20 protein-coding genes are annotated in these 20,371 nt (G+C 72.7%); 7 read left to right on the forward strand and 13 right to left on the reverse strand.

Translation table 11 applies throughout. From position 1 onward, the window contains the following. Window positions 1-7 precede the first annotated feature (7 nt). Window positions 8-1,165 carry a CoA transferase gene (locus tag AB0K05_RS16355; RefSeq protein WP_148030470.1) on the reverse strand — a complete coding sequence of 386 codons (1,158 nt, stop codon included), beginning with the start codon at window positions 1,163-1,165 and terminating at the stop codon, window positions 8-10. A 77-nt stretch (window positions 1,166-1,242) separates the two neighbouring features. On the opposite strand from AB0K05_RS16355, the gene AB0K05_RS16360 reads away from it, so the two are divergent. After that, entirely contained in the window at window positions 1,243-1,812 is a 570-nt protein-coding gene (locus AB0K05_RS16360; RefSeq protein WP_364229846.1) for a hypothetical protein, read from the forward strand. Between the two features lie 76 nt (window positions 1,813-1,888). On the opposite strand, the gene AB0K05_RS16365 is transcribed toward AB0K05_RS16360, so the two are convergent. The 4 genes from AB0K05_RS16365 to AB0K05_RS16380 form a co-directional block, all read right to left on the reverse strand. Further along, the gene (locus AB0K05_RS16365; RefSeq protein ID WP_364229848.1) at window positions 1,889-3,043 is read right to left on the reverse strand and encodes a DegT/DnrJ/EryC1/StrS family aminotransferase; all 1,155 of its coding nucleotides are present in this window, start codon (window positions 3,041-3,043) and stop codon (window positions 1,889-1,891) included. A gap of 114 nt (window positions 3,044-3,157) precedes the next feature. Then, window positions 3,158-3,877 (reverse strand): amidohydrolase family protein, encoded by a 720-nt coding sequence (locus AB0K05_RS16370; protein ID WP_364229850.1) that lies wholly within the window; start codon window positions 3,875-3,877, stop codon window positions 3,158-3,160. Further along, a complete protein-coding gene (locus tag AB0K05_RS16375) occupies window positions 3,874-4,602 on the reverse strand; it encodes an amidohydrolase family protein (protein WP_148030466.1) in 729 nt (242 codons plus the stop codon). Before AB0K05_RS16375 ends, AB0K05_RS16370 begins: the two co-directional genes overlap by 4 nt. A gap of 10 nt (window positions 4,603-4,612) precedes the next feature. Beyond that, window positions 4,613-6,583, reverse strand: a complete 1,971-nt coding sequence (locus AB0K05_RS16380) for a PQQ-binding-like beta-propeller repeat protein (protein ID WP_271274926.1) — start codon at window positions 6,581-6,583, stop codon at window positions 4,613-4,615. An 83-nt stretch (window positions 6,584-6,666) separates the two neighbouring features. Here AB0K05_RS16380 and AB0K05_RS16385 point away from each other — a divergent pair, with 83 nt between their 5' ends. From AB0K05_RS16385 to AB0K05_RS16400, 4 genes are read left to right on the forward strand one after another with little or no spacing between them, the layout of a single operon-like run. Next, window positions 6,667-7,431, forward strand: coding sequence for an amidohydrolase family protein (locus tag AB0K05_RS16385; RefSeq protein ID WP_364229852.1), 765 nt, complete (start codon window positions 6,667-6,669; stop codon window positions 7,429-7,431). Further along, complete coding sequence (locus AB0K05_RS16390) at window positions 7,428-8,138, forward strand: amidohydrolase family protein (protein ID WP_364229854.1); 711 nt, start codon at window positions 7,428-7,430, stop codon at window positions 8,136-8,138. Before AB0K05_RS16385 ends, AB0K05_RS16390 begins: the two co-directional genes overlap by 4 nt. Window positions 8,139-8,193: 55 nt before the next feature. Next, window positions 8,194-10,155, forward strand: a complete 1,962-nt coding sequence (locus tag AB0K05_RS16395; RefSeq protein WP_364229856.1) for a hypothetical protein — start codon at window positions 8,194-8,196, stop codon at window positions 10,153-10,155. A 52-nt stretch (window positions 10,156-10,207) separates the two neighbouring features. Next, entirely contained in the window at window positions 10,208-11,218 is a 1,011-nt protein-coding gene (locus tag AB0K05_RS16400; RefSeq protein WP_364229858.1) for a S66 peptidase family protein, read from the forward strand. Here the strand turns inward: AB0K05_RS16400 and AB0K05_RS16405 are convergent. Further along, window positions 11,199-11,759, reverse strand: a complete 561-nt coding sequence (locus tag AB0K05_RS16405; RefSeq protein WP_148030460.1) for an NUDIX hydrolase — start codon at window positions 11,757-11,759, stop codon at window positions 11,199-11,201. The two genes, AB0K05_RS16400 and AB0K05_RS16405, sit on opposite strands and share 20 nt — an antisense overlap. 9 nt (window positions 11,760-11,768) lie before the next feature. After that, window positions 11,769-12,656 (reverse strand): dihydrodipicolinate synthase family protein, encoded by an 888-nt coding sequence (locus AB0K05_RS16410; protein WP_364230401.1) that lies wholly within the window; start codon window positions 12,654-12,656, stop codon window positions 11,769-11,771. Here AB0K05_RS16410 and AB0K05_RS16415 point away from each other — a divergent pair. After that, window positions 12,631-12,705 carry a hypothetical protein gene (locus AB0K05_RS16415; protein WP_364230404.1) on the forward strand — a complete coding sequence of 25 codons (75 nt, stop codon included), beginning with the start codon at window positions 12,631-12,633 and terminating at the stop codon, window positions 12,703-12,705. The genes AB0K05_RS16410 and AB0K05_RS16415 overlap by 26 nt on opposite strands. Window positions 12,706-12,711: 6 nt before the next feature. Here AB0K05_RS16415 and AB0K05_RS16420 read toward each other — a convergent pair whose 3' ends face one another. The 4 genes from AB0K05_RS16420 to AB0K05_RS16435 all read right to left on the reverse strand — a co-directional run bounded on the left by AB0K05_RS16420 (window position 12,712) and on the right by AB0K05_RS16435 (window position 16,958). After that, the gene (locus AB0K05_RS16420; RefSeq protein ID WP_261808417.1) at window positions 12,712-13,572 is read right to left on the reverse strand and encodes a carbohydrate ABC transporter permease; all 861 of its coding nucleotides are present in this window, start codon (window positions 13,570-13,572) and stop codon (window positions 12,712-12,714) included. Continuing rightward, entirely contained in the window at window positions 13,569-14,435 is an 867-nt protein-coding gene (locus tag AB0K05_RS16425; protein ID WP_148030458.1) for a sugar ABC transporter permease, read from the reverse strand. The genes AB0K05_RS16420 and AB0K05_RS16425 overlap by 4 nt, the downstream gene beginning before the upstream one ends. A 16-nt stretch (window positions 14,436-14,451) precedes the next feature. Then, a complete protein-coding gene (locus tag AB0K05_RS16430; RefSeq protein ID WP_219543243.1) occupies window positions 14,452-15,696 on the reverse strand; it encodes a sugar ABC transporter substrate-binding protein in 1,245 nt (414 codons plus the stop codon). Between the two features lie 62 nt (window positions 15,697-15,758). Next, window positions 15,759-16,958: a DegT/DnrJ/EryC1/StrS family aminotransferase gene (locus AB0K05_RS16435; protein WP_271274932.1), complete on the reverse strand. Its 1,200-nt coding sequence runs from the start codon at window positions 16,956-16,958 to the stop codon at window positions 15,759-15,761. Between the two features lie 59 nt (window positions 16,959-17,017). Here AB0K05_RS16435 and AB0K05_RS16440 point away from each other — a divergent pair, with 59 nt between their 5' ends. Continuing rightward, window positions 17,018-18,223, forward strand: a complete 1,206-nt coding sequence (locus AB0K05_RS16440; protein ID WP_271274933.1) for a hypothetical protein — start codon at window positions 17,018-17,020, stop codon at window positions 18,221-18,223. A 37-nt stretch (window positions 18,224-18,260) separates the two neighbouring features. Here AB0K05_RS16440 and AB0K05_RS16445 read toward each other — a convergent pair whose 3' ends face one another. Both AB0K05_RS16445 and AB0K05_RS16450 read right to left on the reverse strand, forming a co-directional pair. After that, on the reverse strand, window positions 18,261-19,334 hold the full coding sequence (locus AB0K05_RS16445) for a dihydrodipicolinate synthase family protein (protein WP_271274934.1): 1,074 nt from the start codon (window positions 19,332-19,334) through the stop codon (window positions 18,261-18,263). Window positions 19,335-19,349: 15 nt separating this feature from the next. Continuing rightward, entirely contained in the window at window positions 19,350-20,357 is a 1,008-nt protein-coding gene (locus AB0K05_RS16450) for an NAD-dependent epimerase/dehydratase family protein (RefSeq protein WP_148030454.1), read from the reverse strand. Window positions 20,358-20,371 lie beyond the last annotated feature (14 nt).

Genomic DNA, 20,371 nt, shown 5'->3' on the forward strand with positions numbered 1-20,371 from the left:
AACCTGATCATCGCTCACGCTCTTGGAGCCAGTTCAGCACGGCCTCCTCGTCCTGGCCGAGCATCGGCGGCGCGGTGTGGCGCATCCCCGTCAGCCCGTCGAAGCGCAGCGGCGGCCCCGGCAGCTCGATCCTGCCCAGCACCGGGTGGTCCACCTCGACCAGCAGGCCCTGCGAGCGGGTCTGGTCCCACGCGTAGACCTCGTCGATCGAGCGGATGGCCCCCGCCGGCACCCCGGCCTCGCCCAGCCTGGCCAGCCAGTGGGCGCGGTCGTGGGCGCCCAGGGCCTTCTCCATGTCGGCGATCAGCTCATCCCGGTGCGCGAATCTGTCCCTATTGCTGGCATATTTCGCCATATCAGGATCGATGTCGAGTAGCTCGGCCACCTTTCTCCACTGGCCGTCGTTCGCCGCCGCGATCTGCAGCATCCCGTCGGCGCACCGGAAGGCGCCGTAGGGGGCGATCGAGGCGTGGTGGTTGCCGTTGGCCCCCGGCACCTTCCCGCCGACGGTCCAGGCCGTGCCGTGGTAGGAGTGCACGCCGGTGACCGCCGCCAGCAGCGACGTGCGCACCACTCTCCCCTCGCCCGTACGCTCCCGCTCGTACAGCGCGGCCACCACCCCGTACGCGCCGTGGATGCCCGCCAGCAGGTCGGCGATCGAGGCGCCGACGCGGTAGGGCTCGTCAGGCGACGGGCCGGTCAGCGACATCAGCCCGGCCTCGCCCTGGGCGATCTGGTCGTAGCCGGGGCGGCCGCCCTCCGGCCCGTCGTGGCCGAACCCGGTGATCGACAGGATCACCAGGCGCGGGTTCAGCTCGTGCAGCCGGTCGGCCGTGAAGCCCAGGCGGTCGAGCACGCCGGTGCGGAAGTTCTCCACCAGCACGTCGCACTGCCGGACCAGGCGCTCGACCAGATCCTTGCCCTCCGGGGTCTTCAGGTCGACGGCGATGGACTGCTTGTTGCGGTTCGCCGCCAGGAAGTATGTCGATATTTCGTGATCCGGGCCTACGAAGGGCGGGCCCCAGCCGCGCGACTCGTCCCCGCCCTCCGGATGCTCCACCTTGATCACCCGCGCGCCCAGATCACCCAGCATCTGCGCGGCATGAGGGCCCGCCAGAGCCCGCGACAGATCGAGCACCACGATGTCACCGAGGGGTCCGGGCAACGTCAACCTCCTGCGTGCGGGTCGGAGCGGGAGCACATTGTCTCAGCCCCACCACCCCAGTCATCTACCCTGGGCCCGTGGAATCCCTGGCCCGCCGCATCCGGGCGCTCACCCCGTCATGCGGCACGGTTCGGCTGGTCGCCGTCGACGGCCCCGCGGGGTCCGGCAAGACCACGTACGCCAACGCGCTCGCGGCCACGCTCGGCTGCCAGGCCGTGCACGCCGACGACTTCCCCGCACCCTGGCACGAAGGCCCCGCCACCTGGTTCGCCGCCCTCTTCGACCAGGTTCTCGAACCGCTCCGGCAGGGACGGCCCGGCGGTTTCCGCCGCTATGACTGGGTTCGCGGCGCCTACGCCGAGCCGGTGGCGGTTCCCGTCGCGCCGGTGCTGATCATCGAAGGCGTGGGCACGGCCAGGAAGTCCGCCGCCGATCTGCTGGCCTACGGCATCTGGCTGGAGGCGCCCGACGACGTCCGGCTCCGGCGGGTGCTGGAGCGCGACGGGCCGGGGCTGGAAGAGCGGTGGCGGGTGTGGTTCGAGGCCGAACGCGCCTGGTTCGCCGCCGACGGCACGCGCGCCCGCGCCGACCTGATCGTCTCCACGGCGCCTCCCAGCGGCGGCCCCATGGGTGACGCGCCGCGTTGACGGCGGTCCTATAGGCGACGCATCGCCTGCCGACGCCTTTACAAAGTAGATTCGCGCCCGGGACGCGGCGCGGCGCTCAGGACTTCAGCACCTTGGCCAGGGCCTCCGCGATGTCGGCGGCGCGGGCCGGGTCGTCCATGAGCATCGCCTGACGCACCCACACCACGCTCGCGGCCGCCGCGTCGGCGGCGGGGCACGGCCCGGTCCTGGCGCCCTCCGCGGCGAGCGCGGCCATGGTGCCGAGCGGCGGGTATCCCGCGTCCAGCGGCACCCCTTCGGCGGCCATGGCGGCCAGCAGGAAACCACGCTCGACGGGCGTGCCGATCCGCAGCATGACCAGGTGCCGCGAGTCCCGCGTCGTGCCCGGCGGCGGCCCCAGCATCGTCACCGGCAGGCCGGCCAGCTCGCGTTCGAGCGCGGCGCAGAAGGCGGCGCGGCGGGCGAGCTCGTCGTCCAGGCGGTCCAGCCACGGCAGCAGGAGCGCGGCCTGGATCTCCGTGAGGCGCAGGTTCCAGCCGACCGAGGGGTGGCCGTACCACTGGCCGCCGGGGCGGCGGCCGACGTTGCACACCGACCAGATCGCCTCGTACGCGGACTCGTCCCGGCAGACGACGAGCCCGCCCTCCCCCGCCGTCATGGCCTTGCTGGACTGGAAGCTGAACACGCCCGCGTCGCCCAGCCCGCCCACCGGCCGGTCCTTGTAGGCGGCGCCGTGGGCCTGGGCGGCGTCCTCCACCACCGCGAGGCCGTGCCGGGCGGCGAGGTCGGTGATCGGGTCCATGTCGGCAGGGCTGCCGGCCAGGTGGACGGGCATGACGGCGGCCGTCCTGGGGGTGAGCGCCTCTCGTACGGCATCCGGTGACAGGTGGAGGTGGGCCGGGTCCACGTCCGCGATCACCGGGACCGCGCCCGTGAGCAGCACGGCCGTGGCCGAGGCGACGAAGGTGTAGGCGGGCACGATCACCTCGTCGCCGCGGCCCACGCCCAGGCCCTTGAGCGCGGCGAACAGGCCCAGCGTGGCGTTGCCCGCGGCGACCCCGTACGGGACGCGGGCGGCGCGGGCGAACGCGGCGACCAGGTCCGTGACCACGGAGCCGCCCTGGGTGGCGCCCCACCGCCCGCTCTCCAGCACGTCCATGACGAGCTCGCGCTGGCGGGGGTCGAGCGGCGGCGGCCACGCGGGCCAGGGGGCGGTGCGGACCGGCGAGCCGCCGTGGATCGCGAGCGTCACGGGAGGTCCCTTCTTCGGCGCGGGTTTCGGTACGGGCGGGGGTTCCGGCGTGGGCGAGCGCGGGGCGGCCGGCGTCTCCCGCCGGTCCTCCGCGCTCTCGGGGTGCGGCGGAGGTCAGGGGAGGCGCGGGCCCAGGATGCGGGCCAGGTTGCCGCCCTGGATGAGGGCGCGGTCAGCGGGGGCGAGGGGAGCCAGGGCGACGCGGCCGTAGCCGATCCTGAGGTCGAGGAAGCAGGCGTCCGAGCCGAAGACCACCCGTTCCGCCCCCGCCAGCGAGGCCAGGCGGGCGATCCAGCGGCCGGTCGACTTGGAGCCGCACACCTCCAGGAACACGTTCGGATGGCCGGCCACGAGGCGGGCGGCGCGGGCGAACCCGGACGGCCACAGGCCGGTGTGGCCCATGAGGATCGGCACGTCCGGATGCCGGGCGGCGACGGTGGCGAACTGTTCCGGGTCGCTCCACGGCGAGTCCGTCTGCCCGTGGGAGAGCACCGGCAGGCCGAGCTCCCAGACCGGGTCGTACCGAGGGTCGTCGAGGCGGCACTGGTGGACGTCCGGGTGCAGCTTGACGCCCCACACGCCGTCGCGGGACAGCGGGGTGCGGTGGTGCGGGTTGTAGACCTGCCAGACGCCGAACCGGCCGGGGTGGCGTTCGGCGATCTCGCGGGCCAGCCGGTTGCCGAGCCCGGCGTCGGGGCCGACGGCGAGCAGGTGGCTGATGCCCATGGCGGTGACGCCGATCCGGTCCATGGCGGCGACCAGGCCGCCGGCGGTGGGGTCGGGGATGAGGAAGTCGGGCCAGGTGCCGACGTGGCCGTGCGCGTCGAGGATCATGGGCGGCCTCCGAGCAGCCTTTCCAGGGAGCCCGCCGCGATCAGGTCGGTCTCGCGCGGGGTCAGGCCGAGGTGGTCGAGGAGGAAGCGCGGGCCGCAGTCGTCGGCCACGGGGGCGCCGGTGCCGAACACCAGCCGCTCCGCGCCGAACCGCTCGGCCAGCCACTCCACGCCGCCCTGGGTGTTCACCGTGCCGGTCTCCACCCGGACGCCCGGCGCCTCGGCCATCAGCTCGGCCAGCGCGCGCAGGCGGCGGTAGCCGGGGTTGAGCACGAGGATCCGCAGGCCGGGCAGCCGCTCGGCGAGGGTGCGGAGCTGCGCCGTCGAGGTCTCGTCGAGGTCGACGGCGACGGCGGGGCCGGGCGCCGCCCCCGCGCCCAGGGCGGCGAGCCAGCGGAGCGCGACCGGGCCGGTCAGGTCGAACCGGTGGCGCTCCGGGCAGAGCCGCACCATGCCCACCCCCCACGCCCGCACGGCGTCCGGCGTGGCGGGCGCGCACGCCCCCGGCACGCCGGGCACCACGACGGGCACCGGGACGAGCCGGGGGTCGCCGAGCGCGAAGAGGGCGTCGTTGCCCGCCTCCGCGTCGGAGTAGAGGCTGAGGGTGTGCGTCACCAGCGCCCTGGCGATGCCCAGACGGTCCAGGTCGGGCCGCGGGTCCACCGGCAGGTCGTCGAACGGCACGGGGCCGGCCAGCCGGTGGGCGTCCACGATCAATTTCGGCACAGACCGAAATCTAAGACCCGGGAGTGGGAACCGTCAAGGCGGGGCAGCGCGGGTCCAGCCGGATCCGCGCCAGGTCGCGGCCCGCTATCGCCCAGGCGTGCCAGGAGCCGGGCTCGAAGTGGAGCTGCGGGTTGGTGTGCCACTCGTCGCCGAGACCGGTGGCGAGCAGCGTGGCGCCGCGCTCCGCGTCGAGCTCGTAGGCGTTGCCTCCCTCCCGGAACACCGAGGCGAAGACCCGCCCGCGGTGCACGGTCAGCTCGCCGTACCCGGACAGTTTGCCCTGCTGGACGATCTGCCGGGTGGCCGGGTCCAGGGCGATCCAGGCGCCCGAGTCCCGCTTGTACGACGCGTACAGGAGCCCGTCGTGCACCAGGACGTCCTGGAAGGTGCGGTGGCCCGGCACCGGGTCGGCCTGCCACAGGACGGTGCGGGTGCGCAGGTCGAAGGCGGCGATGGACGCGGTCGGCGTGCTCGTGCCGAACACGTCGCCGGCCAGGTAGACCACGCCCTCGTCCGCGTCGAGTGACAGGCTCATGAGGTTCTGGCCGGGGATGACGTCCTGGTAGACGTCAGCCTCGCCGGTGCGGGGGTCCACGACGGACAGCGCGCCGGGGATGGACGCCGACAGCGACGAGGTGGCGACCAGGAGCTTGCCGGTGCGCGGGTCGTACTCGATGTCCCAGGGCCGCTTCTGCTCGTGGCCCAGGTAGCCGAGGCTGCGCACCTCGTCGGTGCGGATGTCGACGGAGACGATCTCGCCGGTGGGGTACATGGCGGCGTAGATCTTGTTCCCGTGCCTGACCATGGCCTTGGGCTCGCCGGGGACGCGGATCCTGCGCTGCTCGCCGGTGCGGAGCGCGCGGACGTCCATGGCGAAGTGGCCGCCGACGTACAGGGCCCGGTTGGGGACGAGCACCATGCTCTGCGGCCGTTCGGCGCCGGCCGGCATCCCCGCGTCGATCAGGTCGGTGAACTCGGCGGCGCCGGTGCGGGCGTCCAGCGACCACAGTCCGCCGCTGCCCGCGAACGACAGCAGGGTGTCCTCGCCGGTCACGTGGAGCAGGCGGGTCTCGTCCCCGTAGGACGGCGGGTCCACCACGCGGGTCAGCGCGGTGTCGCCGGTCCGGTAGCGGTAGACGGTGCCGTCGGGGCGCGAGGCGGCGTAGACGGTGCCGTCGGCCGTCACGGTCAGGGCGTCGAGCAGGCCCGACTCGACGGTGACGCGCCGCAGGTCCGTGCCGTCCTTGCGGACGTCGATGAGCTCGCCGCCGGCGGCCGCGAGCACCCGGTCGCCGTTGAGCGTGACCACCCCGAACGCCGCGCCCGCGTCGGCGAGCTGCCTGATCTCGCCGCTCGCGCGGTCGATCCGCATGAGGAGCCGCTTCTCCAGCAGGCCGGCGTACACGTGGGTGTCGTCGGCCGCCACCGCGCGGACGTAGTGCTCGCCCGGGGCCAGCACGCCGAACCTGCGGACCGCGCCGCTGCCCGGGACGTACTCCCAGACACGGCCGTCGGAGGAGGTGCCGGCGTACAGCGTGCCGTCGGGGGCCGCGGCCAGGCTCCACACGAAGCCGCCGACGGCGCCGAAGGAGTGCAGGTGCGCCACCTCGCCGGTGGCGATGTCGAAGCTGTAGAGGTCGGGCACCGGGTACGTGCCGACGTACACCTTGCCGCCGGACACGGCGACCGCCCAGCCGCCCTCGGGCTCACCCGTGGCCGGTCCGTCGGGCAGCGTGACGCTTCTGATCACCTTGCGCGTGGCCAGGTCGAGCTCGGCCAGCACCGGCGGCTTGGGGCCGCGGCTGACGAGGTAGGCGCGGCCCTCGTGGACGGCGGCGCCGACGATGGCGGCCGTCACCGAGGCGGGCCCGTACGTGGTCACCGCCGGGTCGCCGCAGCGCGACGGCGCGGCGGAGGCGGGCGCCGGGAAGACGAGCGCGGGTAAAAAGACCGCCGCCACGGCGAGCAGGGATCGGATCATGCCCATACCTCGTTCATTCGTGCTTGATTTTGGGCCAGACCGTAACTTTATGAACGGGATACGTCAATGGCATGATGGCCCGCATGTCGATGGAGGAGGGGGCCGCCATGGCTTTCGACGCGTGGAGTCTGATAGGCGACCTGGAGGTGGCGCTGGACGTGGACGTGCTGGTCGGGGCCTATCCCGACCGTGACGGGCCGCCCGGCGGCGCGGAGTCGGTGGGCGGCCTGCTGGCGGAGCACCGCACCGCGGCCGGGGCGGTGGCGAGCCTGCGGGCGGCCCTGTTCGACATGCGATCGGGCAACGACGAGGTGCTGGCCCTGGGCGGCGACCCGCGCTGGCTGCCCGTCGGCACGGTGGACCTGCGCGACCCGGTCGGCGCGGGCCGCGAGCTCGACCGGCTGGCGGGCGCGGGGGTGCGGGCGGTGCGGCTGTTCCCGGACGAGCAGGGCGTGGAGGCGTCGTTCCCGTCGGTCCGGCATGTCGCCCGGCGGGCCGCGGAACTCGGGCTGGTGGTGCTGACCGGCGGGGACGTGCGCCGCTTCTGGCAGCCGTTCGCGGGGCTCGGCGCCCGGGTCGTCTTCCTCGACACGCACTTCTACCATCTGGGCGACTTCCTGGTGGCGGCGCTGGACGAGCCGGGGTTCCACACCTCGACGCGGCTGCTCAACTCCCCCGACGCGCTGGAGACGGTGGCCGCCGAGGTCGGCGCGGAGCGGCTGCTGCACGGCACGCGCGCGCCGCACTACGAGCCGATCGTGCCGCTGCTCCGGCTGGCGACGAGCGGGCTGGGACCGGACCAGGTGGCCGCCGTGGCCGGGGGCAACGCGAGGAGGCTGCTTTCATGATCATCGACGTGCACGCGCACTGGGGGCCGTGGTTCTTCACCATGGACGTGGCCGGGGCGAGCCTGGCCACCATGGACCGCTACGGCATCGGCAAGGCGATCGTGTCGGCCACCGAGGCGGTGATCTACGACGCCCCGGCGGGCAACCGGGCGCTGGCCAGGGTGCTCGACGGGCAGGACCGGCTGTACGGGTACGTCACGGTGAACCCGCGGCGGCTCGGCGAGGCGGCCAGGGACCTGCGTGAGCTGACCGGCCCATGGGTCGGAATCAAGATCCACACGGACTACACGGGCTCCCCGGTGACCTCGCCGCGGATGCGGGCCGCCCTGGAGCTGGCCGCCGAGGCGGGCCTTCCGGCGCTCGTGCACACCTGGGGCGCCTCGGTGCTGGACCTGGCCCAGGTGTGCCTGGACATCCCGGAGCTGCGGGTGATCGCGGGGCACATGGGCGCCGACGGTCACCGCCACGCGATCGAGGCCGCCAACGCCTGCGACCGCCTCTACCTGGAGCCCTGCTGGTCGCACGCGCCGGCGGGCCGGATCGCCGAGGTGGTGGCGGCCGTGCCCGACCGGCAGCTGCTGTTCGGCACCGACTCGACGCTGATCGACCCGTCGTCGGCGTTCGGCGCGGTCGCCGCGGCCGGGCTGACCGGCGTGACGGCGGAGCGGGTCGCCTGGCGCAACGCCGCCGAGCTGTTCAAGATATAGACATTACGGCCCAGTCCGTTATAGCGTGCGGTGAAACTTCACCTGGGAGCCGCACATGATCCCCCGCCGTCGATTCCTGCAGGCGGCCGCCGCGTCCACGGTGGCCGCCGCCCTGCCCGCCGCCCTGCCCGCCGCGCTGCCCGCCGCATCCGCGCACGCCGCGCCGGTCCCCGAGGGAACCCTCACCCACCTGGGTCCCGCCAGCGTCGCCAGCCCGCTCGGCAACGCCGAGTTCGTCGGCGGCGTGCTCTACGCCGGCTCGCGCGGGCTGTCGCCCAACGTGGTCGGCGCGTACGATCTCGCCGAGGATTCGGTCACCGCCCATTTCGACATCCCGACGGGCATCGGCGTGTGGGCGATGTGCAAGTCGGGCACCGACGTCTACGTCGGCACCCACTCCAAGTCCGACCTCTACAAGCTCGACACGGTGGCGGGCACGCTGACCAAGGTCGCCTCGGTGCCCGACCACTTCATCTGGAGCCTGGCCGCCTCCCCCGACGGCAAGGTCTACCTGGGCACCTCCGAACCGGGCAAGGTCAAGGAGTACGACCCGGCCACGGGCGTCGTGCGCGACCTGGGTGAGGCCGCGCCCGGCGAGGCGTACGTGCGCGCCGTCCAGGCCGACGACCGCTACGTCTACGCCGGCGTCGGCGCCAACGCCCACCTCGTCGCCATCGACAGGGTCACCGGCGAGCGGCGCGACCTGCTGCCGCCCGAGCTGGCCGACCGCGACTGGGTGTCGAGCATGAGCGTCTCCGACACGCACATCGCCGGCGGCATGAACTCCCTGGCCGAGCTGCTGATCCTCAGCAAGTCCGACCCTTCCGACCACAAGGTCGTCAAGGCCACGGCGCCGGGCGAGAAGTACATCGTCTCGGTGCTCATCCACGACGGCTACGTGTACTTCGCGGGCCGCCCCTCCGGCACCTTCTACCGCTGCCGCCTGGACTCCGGCGAACTGGAGGTGCTCGGCGTGCCGTACTTCGAGGCCGCCACCCACCGCATCCTCGCCCACGAGGGCCGGATCTACGGTGTGCAGGACAACGCGGTGTTCGTCTACGACCCCGAGACCGGCGCCATCGACTACCGCAACCTGGTGCAGCGCGGGTTCAGGGCCGCGCCCGAGGAGCCGATGTCCGTGCACAGCGACGGCCGGCGCGTCTACGTGGGCGGCAAGAGCGGTGCCGACATCCACGACCTGGCGACGGGCGAGGTCACCAGGCTCGCCATCCCCGGCGAGCCGAAGACCATGCTCACGCTCGGCCACACCACCTACCTCGGCGTCTACACCCAGGCCGCGCTCTACGCGCACCGCTCAGGCCAGGCCGAGGCGGAGTTGCTCGCCCGGGCCGGCAACCAGCAGGACCGCCCGCGCGACCTGGCCTACGACGCCAGGACGGGCCTGATCGTGATGCCCTCCCAGCCGGAGCCCGGCCACATGAACGGCGCGCTGACCCTCTACTCCCGCCGCACCGGCGAGTACACCGTCCAGCGGCCCGTCGTCGAACGCCAGACCGTCTACTCGGTCGCCACCAGGCACGGCACCGCCTACCTCGGCACCCTGATCCAGGAGGGCCTCGGGCTGCCTCCGGTCACCACCACCGCCCGTCTGGCCGCCTACGACCTCGTCCGGCGCAAGCTGCTGTGGGAGCTCGAACCCCTGCCCGGCGCCCGCTCGATCATCTCGCTCTCGCTCGGCGTCGTGAATCTGTACGGCATCTCCAGCACGGGCGAGGTGTTCGAGTTCGACCTGCTGCGCAAGAAGGTCACCAGGACACTCAAGGTCGGCAACCGCGGCAGCGACCTGCACGTCGTCGGCCGGGTGGCCTACTGCACGGACGGCGACAAGGTGTACAAGATCGACCTGGTCACGTTCACCGTCAAGCCGATCGCCGAGGGCCTGGCCGGGCAGTGGTTCGGCGGTGAGCCGAAGCTGGCGCTGGATCCCTCGCGCAAGGCGTTGTTCGGGGTGAAGGGCCGCGACCTGGTCCGCATCGCCATCACCGGCCGCCGATGAGGCGGCGTGAATCCTGTGGTTTCGGATGATCCACGGGTGATAGGACGAGGGGATGCGATATCCATCCCCTCTGCGCCCCGGTGACCGGATCGGCGTCACCTCCCCGTCCAGCGGCGTGGACAAGACCCTGCACGACCGGCTCCAGGTCGCGATCCGCACCGTCGAGGCGCGCGGCTACGAGGTCGTGACCGGGTCGTGCATGGACGGCGCCGGCCACGTCAGCGCGCCCGCGGCCGAGCGGGCGCGCGAGCTGACGGACATGCTCACCGACCCCGCGATCAAGGCCGTGGTGCCGCCGTGGGGCGGGGAGACCGCGATCGACCTGCTGCCGCTGCTCGACTGGGAGGCGCTGCGCGCGGCGGAGCCGACCTGGGTGGTGGGCTACTCCGACCTGTCGACGATCATCACCCCGCTGACCCTGCTGACCGGCGTGGCGACGATCCACGGCAACAACCTCATGGACACGCCGTACCGGGTGCCGGACGGGCTGCTCGGCTGGCTCGACATCGTGGCGCTGCCGTCCGGCGCCACGTTCACCCAGACGCCGCCGGGCCGCTACCGGGCGCAGGGTTTCGACGAGTGGCAGATCTCTCCCGAGGCGGACGAGTTCACCCTCGACACACCCGGCGGCTGGACCCGGCTGGACGGCGACGGCCCGGTGACGGCCGAGGGCCGGCTGATCGGCGGCTGTGTCGAGACGCTGTGCGACGTCGCCGGGACGCGGTACGCCGACACCTCCTCCTTGTCCGCCGACGGGCTCATCGTGTACGTCGAGGCGGACCAGCACGACGCCGGCACCATCTGCCGCCACCTGCACGGGATGCGCCTGGCCGGGTTCTTCGACGGCGCCACCGCGATCCTCGCCGGGCGCACCCGCGCCCCCGGCCTGCTCACTCTGACCCAGCACGAGGCGGTGCTCGACGCCCTCGGCGGGCTCGGCGTGCCGATCATCGCCGACGTCGAGTGCGGTCATGTCCCGCCGTACCTGCCGCTGGTCAACGGCGCCCGCGCGCGCGTCTCGTACGCCGGAGGGCGGGGCGAGATCACCCAGACGCTGGCGTGACGCGCTCGTGCAGGGTCAGCAGGGTGTAGGCCGCGACCGACCCCGAGTCGCCCACCTCGCCGGCGCGGAGCATGTCCTCGAACTCGGCCCGGCTCACCCACCGCCGGCGCATGTCCTGCTCGGTGTGCTCGCGTTCGGCGGCCCCCGCCTCCAGGCCGGTGGCGAGGTAGACGTGCAGCCGCTGGGTGGCCAGGCCGTGGGCGTTGTCGAGCGCGCCCAGCGGGGTCCAGGTCCGCGCGCGCAGGCCGGTCTCCTCCGCCAGCTCCGTCCGCGCCACGTCCTCGGGGGTGGGCTCGGCGGCCGAGCCCTGCGGGAAGCTCCACGACCGGCGGCGCACCGGGTAGCGGTACTCCTCCACCAGGTGGAAGCCGTCCCGCTCCATCGGGATGACCAGGGCGAAGTCGGGCTTGTCGACGTAGCCGTAGGTGCCGCGTGATCCGTCGGGGCGTTCGATCTCGTCCTCCCGGACCTTCATCCACGCGTTGGCGTAGACCACCTTGGTCGAGAGCTGCCTGATCGTTCCGGCTTCCGCGTCGCGCATGATCCGATGCTAGCTGTCTGGTTTGTCCGCTGGTGGTGTGACGGATCGGAGTACGGTCTCGCGCTCGCCGACCGGCAGGGCGGGGCCGTACGGGTCATGGGCGTGATCGGGCGGGATGCGGCCTTCGGCGGCGGCGAGCCAGAGCATGCGCTGGACGTAGCCCTCCATGGGGTCGGTGAACGTGGCCGCCGCCATGCGGTCCAGGCGGGACGACGCCTCGTGGAAGGCGGGCAGGTCCGGCCCCCGGAAGGCGCGCATCACGGCGGCGGTCAGCCCGACCTGCGCGGCGGCGATGCCCACCAGGGCGGCTTCGGCACCCCACAGCAGGGACGGGGCGAACATGCGGTCCTCGCCGGTGATCGCGAGCCTGCCCGCGTCCCTGGTGAGGGCGATGGCGCGCTGGCAGCCCATCGCGTCCGAGAGCAGGGCCGTCTTGAGGCCCGCCACACCGGGATGGGCGAGGAGGCCGCGCATCACCTCGGGCGGGCAGGGCCGGGTGTAGAGGTCGAAGGCGATCATGGGGAGCCGGGCCGCCCGCCAGACGGCGTCATGGTGCGCGAGCCGGTCACCCGGCGACGGGAACACCAGCACCCCGGTGGCCCCCAGCTCCGCCGCGAGCCTCGCCTGCTCCGCGGCGCCGTCAGGCTCGCCGTCCCCCGGGATGGTGCCCTGTTCGGGCGTGCCGCCCACGCCGACCAGGACCGGGACGCCGAGGGCGACCGCGCGCCCGATCACGGCGGCGCGCGTGTCCGGCGTCAGGAAGGGGCCGCGGCCCGTGTGGGCGAGGACCGCCAGGGCGCCGGCGCCGTCCGCGACGAGGGAGGCCAGGTAGCGGGTCACCACGTCCGGGTCCACCTCGCCCGCGGCGGTCATGGGCGTGGCCGCGGCGGCGATCAGCGTGCCACGGAGGCGATCCCGGAGCTCACGTGCAGCAATATCCACATAAATGAGCTTATTTGAACCCGGTCATCGCGATGCTGTTCACCAGATACCGCTGCAGCAGGAAGAACACCAGCAGGCACGGGATCACCGAGATCGTCGCCGACGCCATGAGCATCGACAGCTGCATCTCCTCGGTGCGCAGCGTGGTCAGTCCCACGGTCAGCGTCCGGGTGGCGTCGCTCTGGCCGACGACCAGCGGCCAGAGGAAGTCGTTCCAGTGCCACAGGAACACGAACACGCCCAGCGTGGCCATGATCGGCCGGGTCAGCGGCACCACGATCGTCAGATAGACCCGCAGCTCCGACGCCCCGTCCACCTTGGCCGCGTCGAACAGCTCGTCCGGCAGCCCCATGATGAACTGCCGCATCAGGAAGACCGCCTGCGAGTTGGCCAGCGTCGGCACGATCAGGCCCCAGAACGTGTCCACCCCGTCCAAGCTGTTGACCAGCACGAACGTGGGGATGAGCGTGGCCTGGAACGGCACCATCATGGTCGCCAGGAACGTCCAGAACATCGTGTCGCGGCCGGGGAAGCGCTTCTTGGCGAACGCGTAGCCGGCCATCGACGCGGTGAGCAGGATGACCACCACGGACACGACGGAGTAGACGAGCGAGTTGACCGTCCACTCCACGAACCCCGACGCCGACAGCACCCTGGTGAGGTTGTCCAGCGTGAGCGTCTCGGGCCACCGCGCGGGCAGCGTCGGCTGACCCGCCGGCGACAGCGCCACGATCAGCATGGCCAGGAACGGCGCGACGGTCAGCACCGACAGCACGGCCAGCAGGACGGCGAGCGGCCACCTGGCCCGTCGGCGCGGCGCCCGTCCGGCGGCGCGGTCGCGGGCGAGCGGCCTGGATGCGGTGAGCGTCACGTGTTCCCCCGGTCCAGGAAGCGGCGCTGGATCAGCGACACGGCCAGCACGATCGCGAACAGCACCACGCCCCAGGTCGCGGCGTAGCCGAAGTCGAAGGAGCGGAAGCCGTGGTCGTAGATGCCGTAGATGAGCGTGTACGTGGCCCGCGCCGGGCCGCCGCCGGTCATCACGTAGATGGTGTCGAACACCTGGAAGGCGCTGATCGTCTCGATCACCAGGACGAAGAAGAGCGTCGGTTTGAGCAGCGGCAGCGTGATCCGGCGGAACTTCTGCCAGGCGCCGGCCCCGTCGACCGTGGCGGCCTCCAGGTAGCTGGCCGGGATCGACTTGAGACCGGCCAGCAGGATGAGCATCGAGTAGCCGAACCCCTTCCATACCGACACCACGGCCAGCGCGGGCAGCACCAGCGACGCCTGCTCCAGGAACGCCACCGGGCCGAGCCCCAGCTTGCCGATCAGGCCGTTGATCAGCCCGTCGAACTCGTAGATCCAGCGCCAGACGATGCCCGCCAGCACGAAGCTGGTCACGTACGGCAGGAAGAGCATGCCGCGGAACAGGCCGCGCATGAACACCACCTGGTTGAGCAGCAGCGCGGTGCCGAGCGCCACCAGGACGGTGAGCGGCACGTAGATCGCCGCGTACACCAGCGAGACCCGCAGGCTGAGCCAGAAGTTGACGTCGCCGAGCAGCCTGGCGTAGTTGTCCGCGCCGACGAAGCTCCACTCGCCGCCGATGTTCCAGTTCGTCAGGCTCATGCCCGCCGCCCCCAGTGAGGGGAAGATCCGGAAGATCAGGAAGAGCACGAACACGGGCAGCACGAACAGCAGCCCGGTGACCGGGTCACGCAAGCGATGACGCACGGCGTTCCTTTCTCGTTCAGCCGCCGTTGGCCAGCAGCGCGTTGGCCTCCTCGGCCGCCGCGTCGAGGGCCTGCTTGGCGTCCTCCTGGCCGAGCAGGGCCGCCTGGATGTGCGGCGCGATGAGGCCCATGACCTGGCGGGCCTGGGGGTGGGTGTCGCCGGGGAAGGCGTACTCCAGGGACTTGGCGAACTCCTTGGCCGACTCCGACTGGTCCGGCACGGTGACGTCGGTGCGGGCCGGGAAGAAGCCGGACTCCTTGGCCAGCTCTCCCGTGACCTCGGGCGAGGCCAGGTAGCCGGCCAGCTTCCTGGCGGCGTCCTTGTGCTCGGAGTGCTTGGCCAGCACGACCCCGCCGGGGATGCCGAACGCGACCCGCTTGGCACCTTCGAGAGGCAGGCCGATGCCGACGTTCTCCTCGCCGATGACGGCGCCGAGCTGGACGGCCTGCCCGGCGGTGGCCGCGTGGTACATGGCGGTCTTGCCCGCCGCGAGCGCGCCGCCCTCGATGTCGTTGCCCTTGCTGGCGGTGTTCTCCGGGAGCCCGCCCGCGGCCTTGAGGTCGAGCAGGAGCTGCAGGCTCGCCACGCCCTCCGGGCCGTTGAACGCCACGCTCTTGCCGTCGGGGGCGAACACGGTGCCGCCGTTGGCCCACAGGAAGGGGTAGAAGCTCTGGTTCAGGCTGACCTCGGGCTTGCCCGGGTAGTCCAGGACGGCGACCTTGTTCGCGGCGAGCTTGGGGGCGGCCGCCTTGAGCTCGTCCAGCGTCTCGGGGATCTTCTCGACGCCCGCCTCGGCGAACAGCTTCTTGTTGTAGATGGGCGCGGTGATCGTCTGGTAGATCGGCACGCCGTAGAGCTTGCCGTCGACGGTCAGCGCGGTGAGCGAGCTGGGCAGGTAGGCGTCCTTCGCCTCGGCCACCACGTCGTCGACCGGCTCGATCGTGCCCTGCTGGGCGTACTGCGGGATCTGGTCGGGGCCGAGGACGACCAGGTCGAAGCCCTTCTTCGAGACCAGGGCGGTGGTGACCTTCTCCTGACGGCCCTCCCACGGCTGCTGGTCGACGGTGACGTCGACGTCCGGGTTCTTCGCCTCGAAGTCCTTCTCGACCTTCTGCCAGAACGCCTGGCTCTTGGCCTGGTCGCCGATGACCGGATACATCCACAGGGTCACCGTGCTCTTGTCCGAACCGCTGGACGATCCGCACCCGGCGGCGGCGATGCTCAGCGCGATCGCGACGCCCAGGGTCGCTGTCTTTCTCATCGGCGGCAACCTTTCCTTAATACCGGTCCTGACCGAAACCTAGTAACGCGATCCGTCTCGGGTCAATCCCCGATATCCGACCGTGACGAGGACGGCGCCAGAAATCTGGTCATCTCACGCGCGATGAGGTGGACGTGATCGGGTGTGTAGTTCTCGTTCCAGTCGATGACCACCAAGGTCTCCGCGACCATCCGCTCGGCCTCCGGGCAGGGCCGGGGGGCGTACCCCTGCAAAGGGTAGCGAGAGGCCCCGTATATCGGCCCTTGCCATACGGGGGCGTGGTTCAGCGGCTCGTCCAGATATCCGGCCCGCGCCGGTATCCCGGCCGCCCGCAGCTTCCCGGCCAGCTCCGCCGCGCCGCCGCCGGGGAGCACGACGGGGAAGAGCCACCAGGCGTGGCCCTCCGGGCGCGGCAACCGTACGCCTGGAAGCCCCTGCAAGGCATCCAGGAGCTGTACGGCCGTGCGGCGGCGGGCGGCGACCACCCCGGGCAGCTTGGCGAGCTGGGCCCGCGCCACGGCGGCCTGGAGCTCGGTCATGCGGTAGTTCAGCCCGAAGGCGGCGTGCGAACGGCCCGCCGAGCGGTCCCAGCCCTTGTCGGCGAACAGCCGCATCCGGCGGGCCAGCTCGTCGTCGCCGGTCAGCGTGAGGCCGCCGTCGCCGCAGGTGATGTGCTTCCACTGCTGCAGGCTCAGGCAGGCGACGTCGCCGACCGTCCCGGCGAGCCGCACGTCCCTGCCGCCTCCGCCCGCCGGGTCGGGCAGTTCGGTGAGCCAGGCCTGGGCGCAGTCCTCGATCAGGGCCAGGCCGTGCGCGTCCGCCAGGGCGCGCAGCTCGTCCACCCGCGCCGGCGCGCCGAACAGGTGCACCGCCATGATGGCCCGCGTGCGCGGCCCGATGAGCGCCGCGACGGCGGCCGGGTCGAGATTGCCGTCGGACGGATCGACGTCGGCGAAGACAGGGACGGCGTTCTGCGCCAAGATGGGGGCCACAGTGCCGAAGTCCGTGATCGGTGTCGTGATGATCTCGTCGCCGGGGTCCGGCGCGGCGGCCACGACGGCGAGATGGAGGGCTGCGGTGCCCGAGCTGCACGCGATCGCGTGGCGCACGCCGTGCAGCTCGGCGATCTCGCGTTCGAGCGCCCGCGCCTCGGTGCCCCAGACGGAGTTGAGCATGCCCGAGCGGATCACCCGCTCCAGGGCGGCCACCTCCTCGTCGCCGAGCGTGCGGCCTTCCGGCTCGGCCATGGACGGGAACTTCACAGAGCACCTCACAGGATACGATTGCGGCCTTGACCGTAATGAGCGAGAGGGGGACATGGGTGGCGATCGTCATCGGCGTCGTCGGCCCGCATGACCTGGTAGACCAGGTCGCGGCCACCTGCGAGGAGCAGCCGGGCGTCAGCGCCCTGCGGCTGGACTACGACCACGAGTCGCAGGCGCCCGCGATCGTGGAGGCGCACACCGCGGCCGTCGAGGGATGGCTGTTCACCGGCATCGTGCCGTACATGCTCTCCCGCGACGCCGAGGCGCTGACCCGCCCCGCCGCGTTCGTCGACTACACGGGCGCGACACTGCTCAGCGCCCTGGTACGACTCCAGCACCAGGGCGTGGACGTGACCCGGCTGTCCATCGACACGCTGCCGGCCGCCGACGTCGTCGCCACGTTCGCCGAGGCCGGGCTGCCCACGGGCGAGCTGCGCACGCTCCCCTACCGGCCGGAGATGACGTCGGAGAAGGCCGTCGCCTTCCACCGGCGCGGCCCCGCCCACCCGGTGATCACCTGCCTCAGCAGCGTCCACGAGGCCCTCCGCGACGACATGCGCGTGCTGCGGCTGGCCCCGTCGACGCACTCGGTGCGGGTGGCGCTGCGCCAGCTCCTGCTGACCGCGCAGGGCCAGGCCCAGGAGGACGCGCAGATCGCGCTCGGCCTCGTCGAGGTGGCGAACGACGAGGGCCTGCTGCGCGAGGCCACCGCGCTGGGCGGCACCGTGGCCGCCTTCCGGGGCGGCACCCACCTGCTGGTGACCACCCGGGGCCCGCTGCACGACGCCACCGGCGGCTTCACCGGTCTGCCGCTGCTGGCCCGCCTGGCCGTCCAGAACAACGTGGTGCGCGTCGGCTTCGGCCTGGGCCGCAGCGCCGCCGAGGCGGAGAGCCTGGCCCGCCGCGCGCTCGCCCGTGCCCGCCGCATCGGCGACGTCGCGGCGGTCCTGTCGCTGCGCGCCGACACCGACATCGTGCTGGAGTCGGTTCCCACCGGGCAGGCCGGCGAGCAGAACCTCTCCGTCATCGCCCGCCGCGTCGGCCTGTCGGTGCCCACCCTGGAGAAGCTCCTGGAGGCGCGCAGGGCCGCCGGCGACGAGCCGCTGACGACCCGGGAGATCGCCGACCGGCTCGCCGTCCAGCAGCGCACCGCCCGCCGCATGCTCCACCGCCTGGAGCTCGCCGGCCTCGCCGAACGCACCGGGAATCTGACCAGCGGGTCCAGCGGGCGGCCGCTCACGCTGTACCGGCTGACACTGTGACACCCCGCGGCCTCCTCCCCTTCATGGACGGAAGCCGTCAGGACAGCCAGCGGGCCAGGCCCTCGGCCACGAAGTCGTCGTCCCTGAGCCACGGGTAGGCCGCCCAGACCCGGTCGATCTCCGCGAGCTGCCCCGGCGACAGCTCCTCCGCCGGGTCCAGGCACCAGCGCCCCTCCAGCAGACCCTGGCGGCGCAGCACCTCGTGGATCCCGGGGATGCACCCGTGGAAGCCGTTGACGCTGTCGAAGATGGCCGCGTTGGCGTCGGTGAGGTGCCCGTCGAGCGTCAGCAGCCGCCGGACGGCCGCGTCGTCGCCCGCCCTGGCCCTCTTGGCCTCCTCCAGCAGCTCGACCGCCCGCCGCACCCAGACCGCCCACTGGCCGAGCAGGCCGCCGACGAACTCGACCTCCACCTCCCGCCCGTCCACGACCACCCGGTGCGGGGTGATGAGGTCGGCCAGGATGTGGTCGTCGTTGCCGGTGTAGAGCGCGACCTCCTCGGCCCGCCCCGCGCGCACGACGCCGTGCAGCACGTCGAGCGTGCGGTAGCGGTCGAACGGCGCGACCTTGATGCCGGCCACCGACTCGACCGCCGCCAGCCTGGTCCAGAAGTCCCGCGACAGCGGCCGCCCGCCGACCGCGGGCTGCAGGTAGAAGCCGATCACCGGCAGCACCTCCCCGACCGCCCGCGCCCGCTCCACCAGCGCGTCCTCGCCGAGCTCCGCGTACGGGCTCAGCAGCACCATGTGGTAGCCGAGCGACCGGGCCAGCTCGGCCTCGGCCACGGCCTGGGCGGTCGGCCCGGTGGCTCCCGCTATCAGCAGCACCTCGCGCTCCGACTCGCGGGCGGTCTCCGCGGCCAGCTCCAGCACCGGCGGCAGCAGGTCGGTGCCGTGGATGGCGAACTGCGTGGTGTGCACGCCCACCGCGAGGCCGCCGGCGCCCGCCTCCACGTAGTAGCGGGTCAGGGCGCGCTGGCGGCGCTCGTCGAACGTCCGGTCCGCGGTCAGCGCCAGCGGGTGCGCCGGGATGACCAGGCCGCGCCTGAACAGGTCGCGCGCGGACGTCTTGGCCTCTGGAGCCGTGCTGAGCACGTGGGTCCCCCTCGTCATGTGATGTCGCCGGTCTCAGAAACGGCCGTCACGGCGTTCGAACTTGGTGGGCTTGCCCAGCAGCGGCCCGCCGCCGGCCACCCAGCCGGCGATGTGGTCGATCAGCTCCAGCGGCGTGATCCCGGGATACCCGAACAGCCGGTGGCACCGCGACGCGTCCGACAGCAGCGCCGTCGGCGCCTCCTCGCCGGTGAACACCGGCTCCACCCCGAGCCGCGCGCCCAGCTCCAGCGCGGCCCACCGTACCGAGATCCGCTCGGGGCCCGTCACGTTGAGCACGTACGGCGGGGTCGCGGCGAGCCGCAGGGAGCGGAGCGTCACCTCGTTCGCGTACCCCTGCCACACCACGTTGACCTGGCCGGTGGTCAGGTCGACGGGCTCGCCGGCCAGGACCTTCTGCGCCAGGTCGACCAGCACCCCGTAGCGGAGCTCGACCGCGTAGTTGAGCCGGATCAGCGCCATCGGGGTGCCGTGCGCCTCGGCGAAGTGCGCCAGCGTGCGCTCCCGCCCGAGGCAGCTCATCGCGTACTCGCCGACAGGCCCGGCGGGGTCGTCCTCGACGCTGCCCCCGCCGGCGACCGGGACGAGCGGGTAGACGTTCCCGGTGGACAGGGCGGCGATCCGGCTGCCGCGGAACCGGTCGGCGACCCGGCCGGGCAGGTAGGTGTTGGTGAACCAGGTGGCGTGCTCGCGCCCCTGGGTGCCGAACTTGGCGCCGACCAGGAACACCACGTTCGGCGCTTCGGGCAGCTCGCGCAGCGCCCGGTCGTCGGCCACGTCGGCGCTCACCACGGTGGCGCCCGCGCCGGCGAGCGCGTCGGCGAGTCCGGGCTCGGAGAAGCGGGAGACGGCGATGATCCGCCGGTCGCCCCCGGTGGCGTTCAGCGCCAGCCGCACCAGGCTGGGGCCGAGCTTGCCCCCGGCGCCGAGGATCATGATGTCGCCGTCCAGCGCGGCGAGGTCCGCCACGAGCCCGGCGCTCGGCCGCGCCAGCCGCTCCTCGAGTTCCGCTGTGGTCCGCACGCGGGGTCCCCCTT

The sequence above is a fragment of the Nonomuraea sp. NPDC049486 genome, from assembly GCF_040676925.1.
GTDB lineage: Bacteria > Actinomycetota > Actinomycetes > Streptosporangiales > Streptosporangiaceae > Nonomuraea > Nonomuraea ferruginea.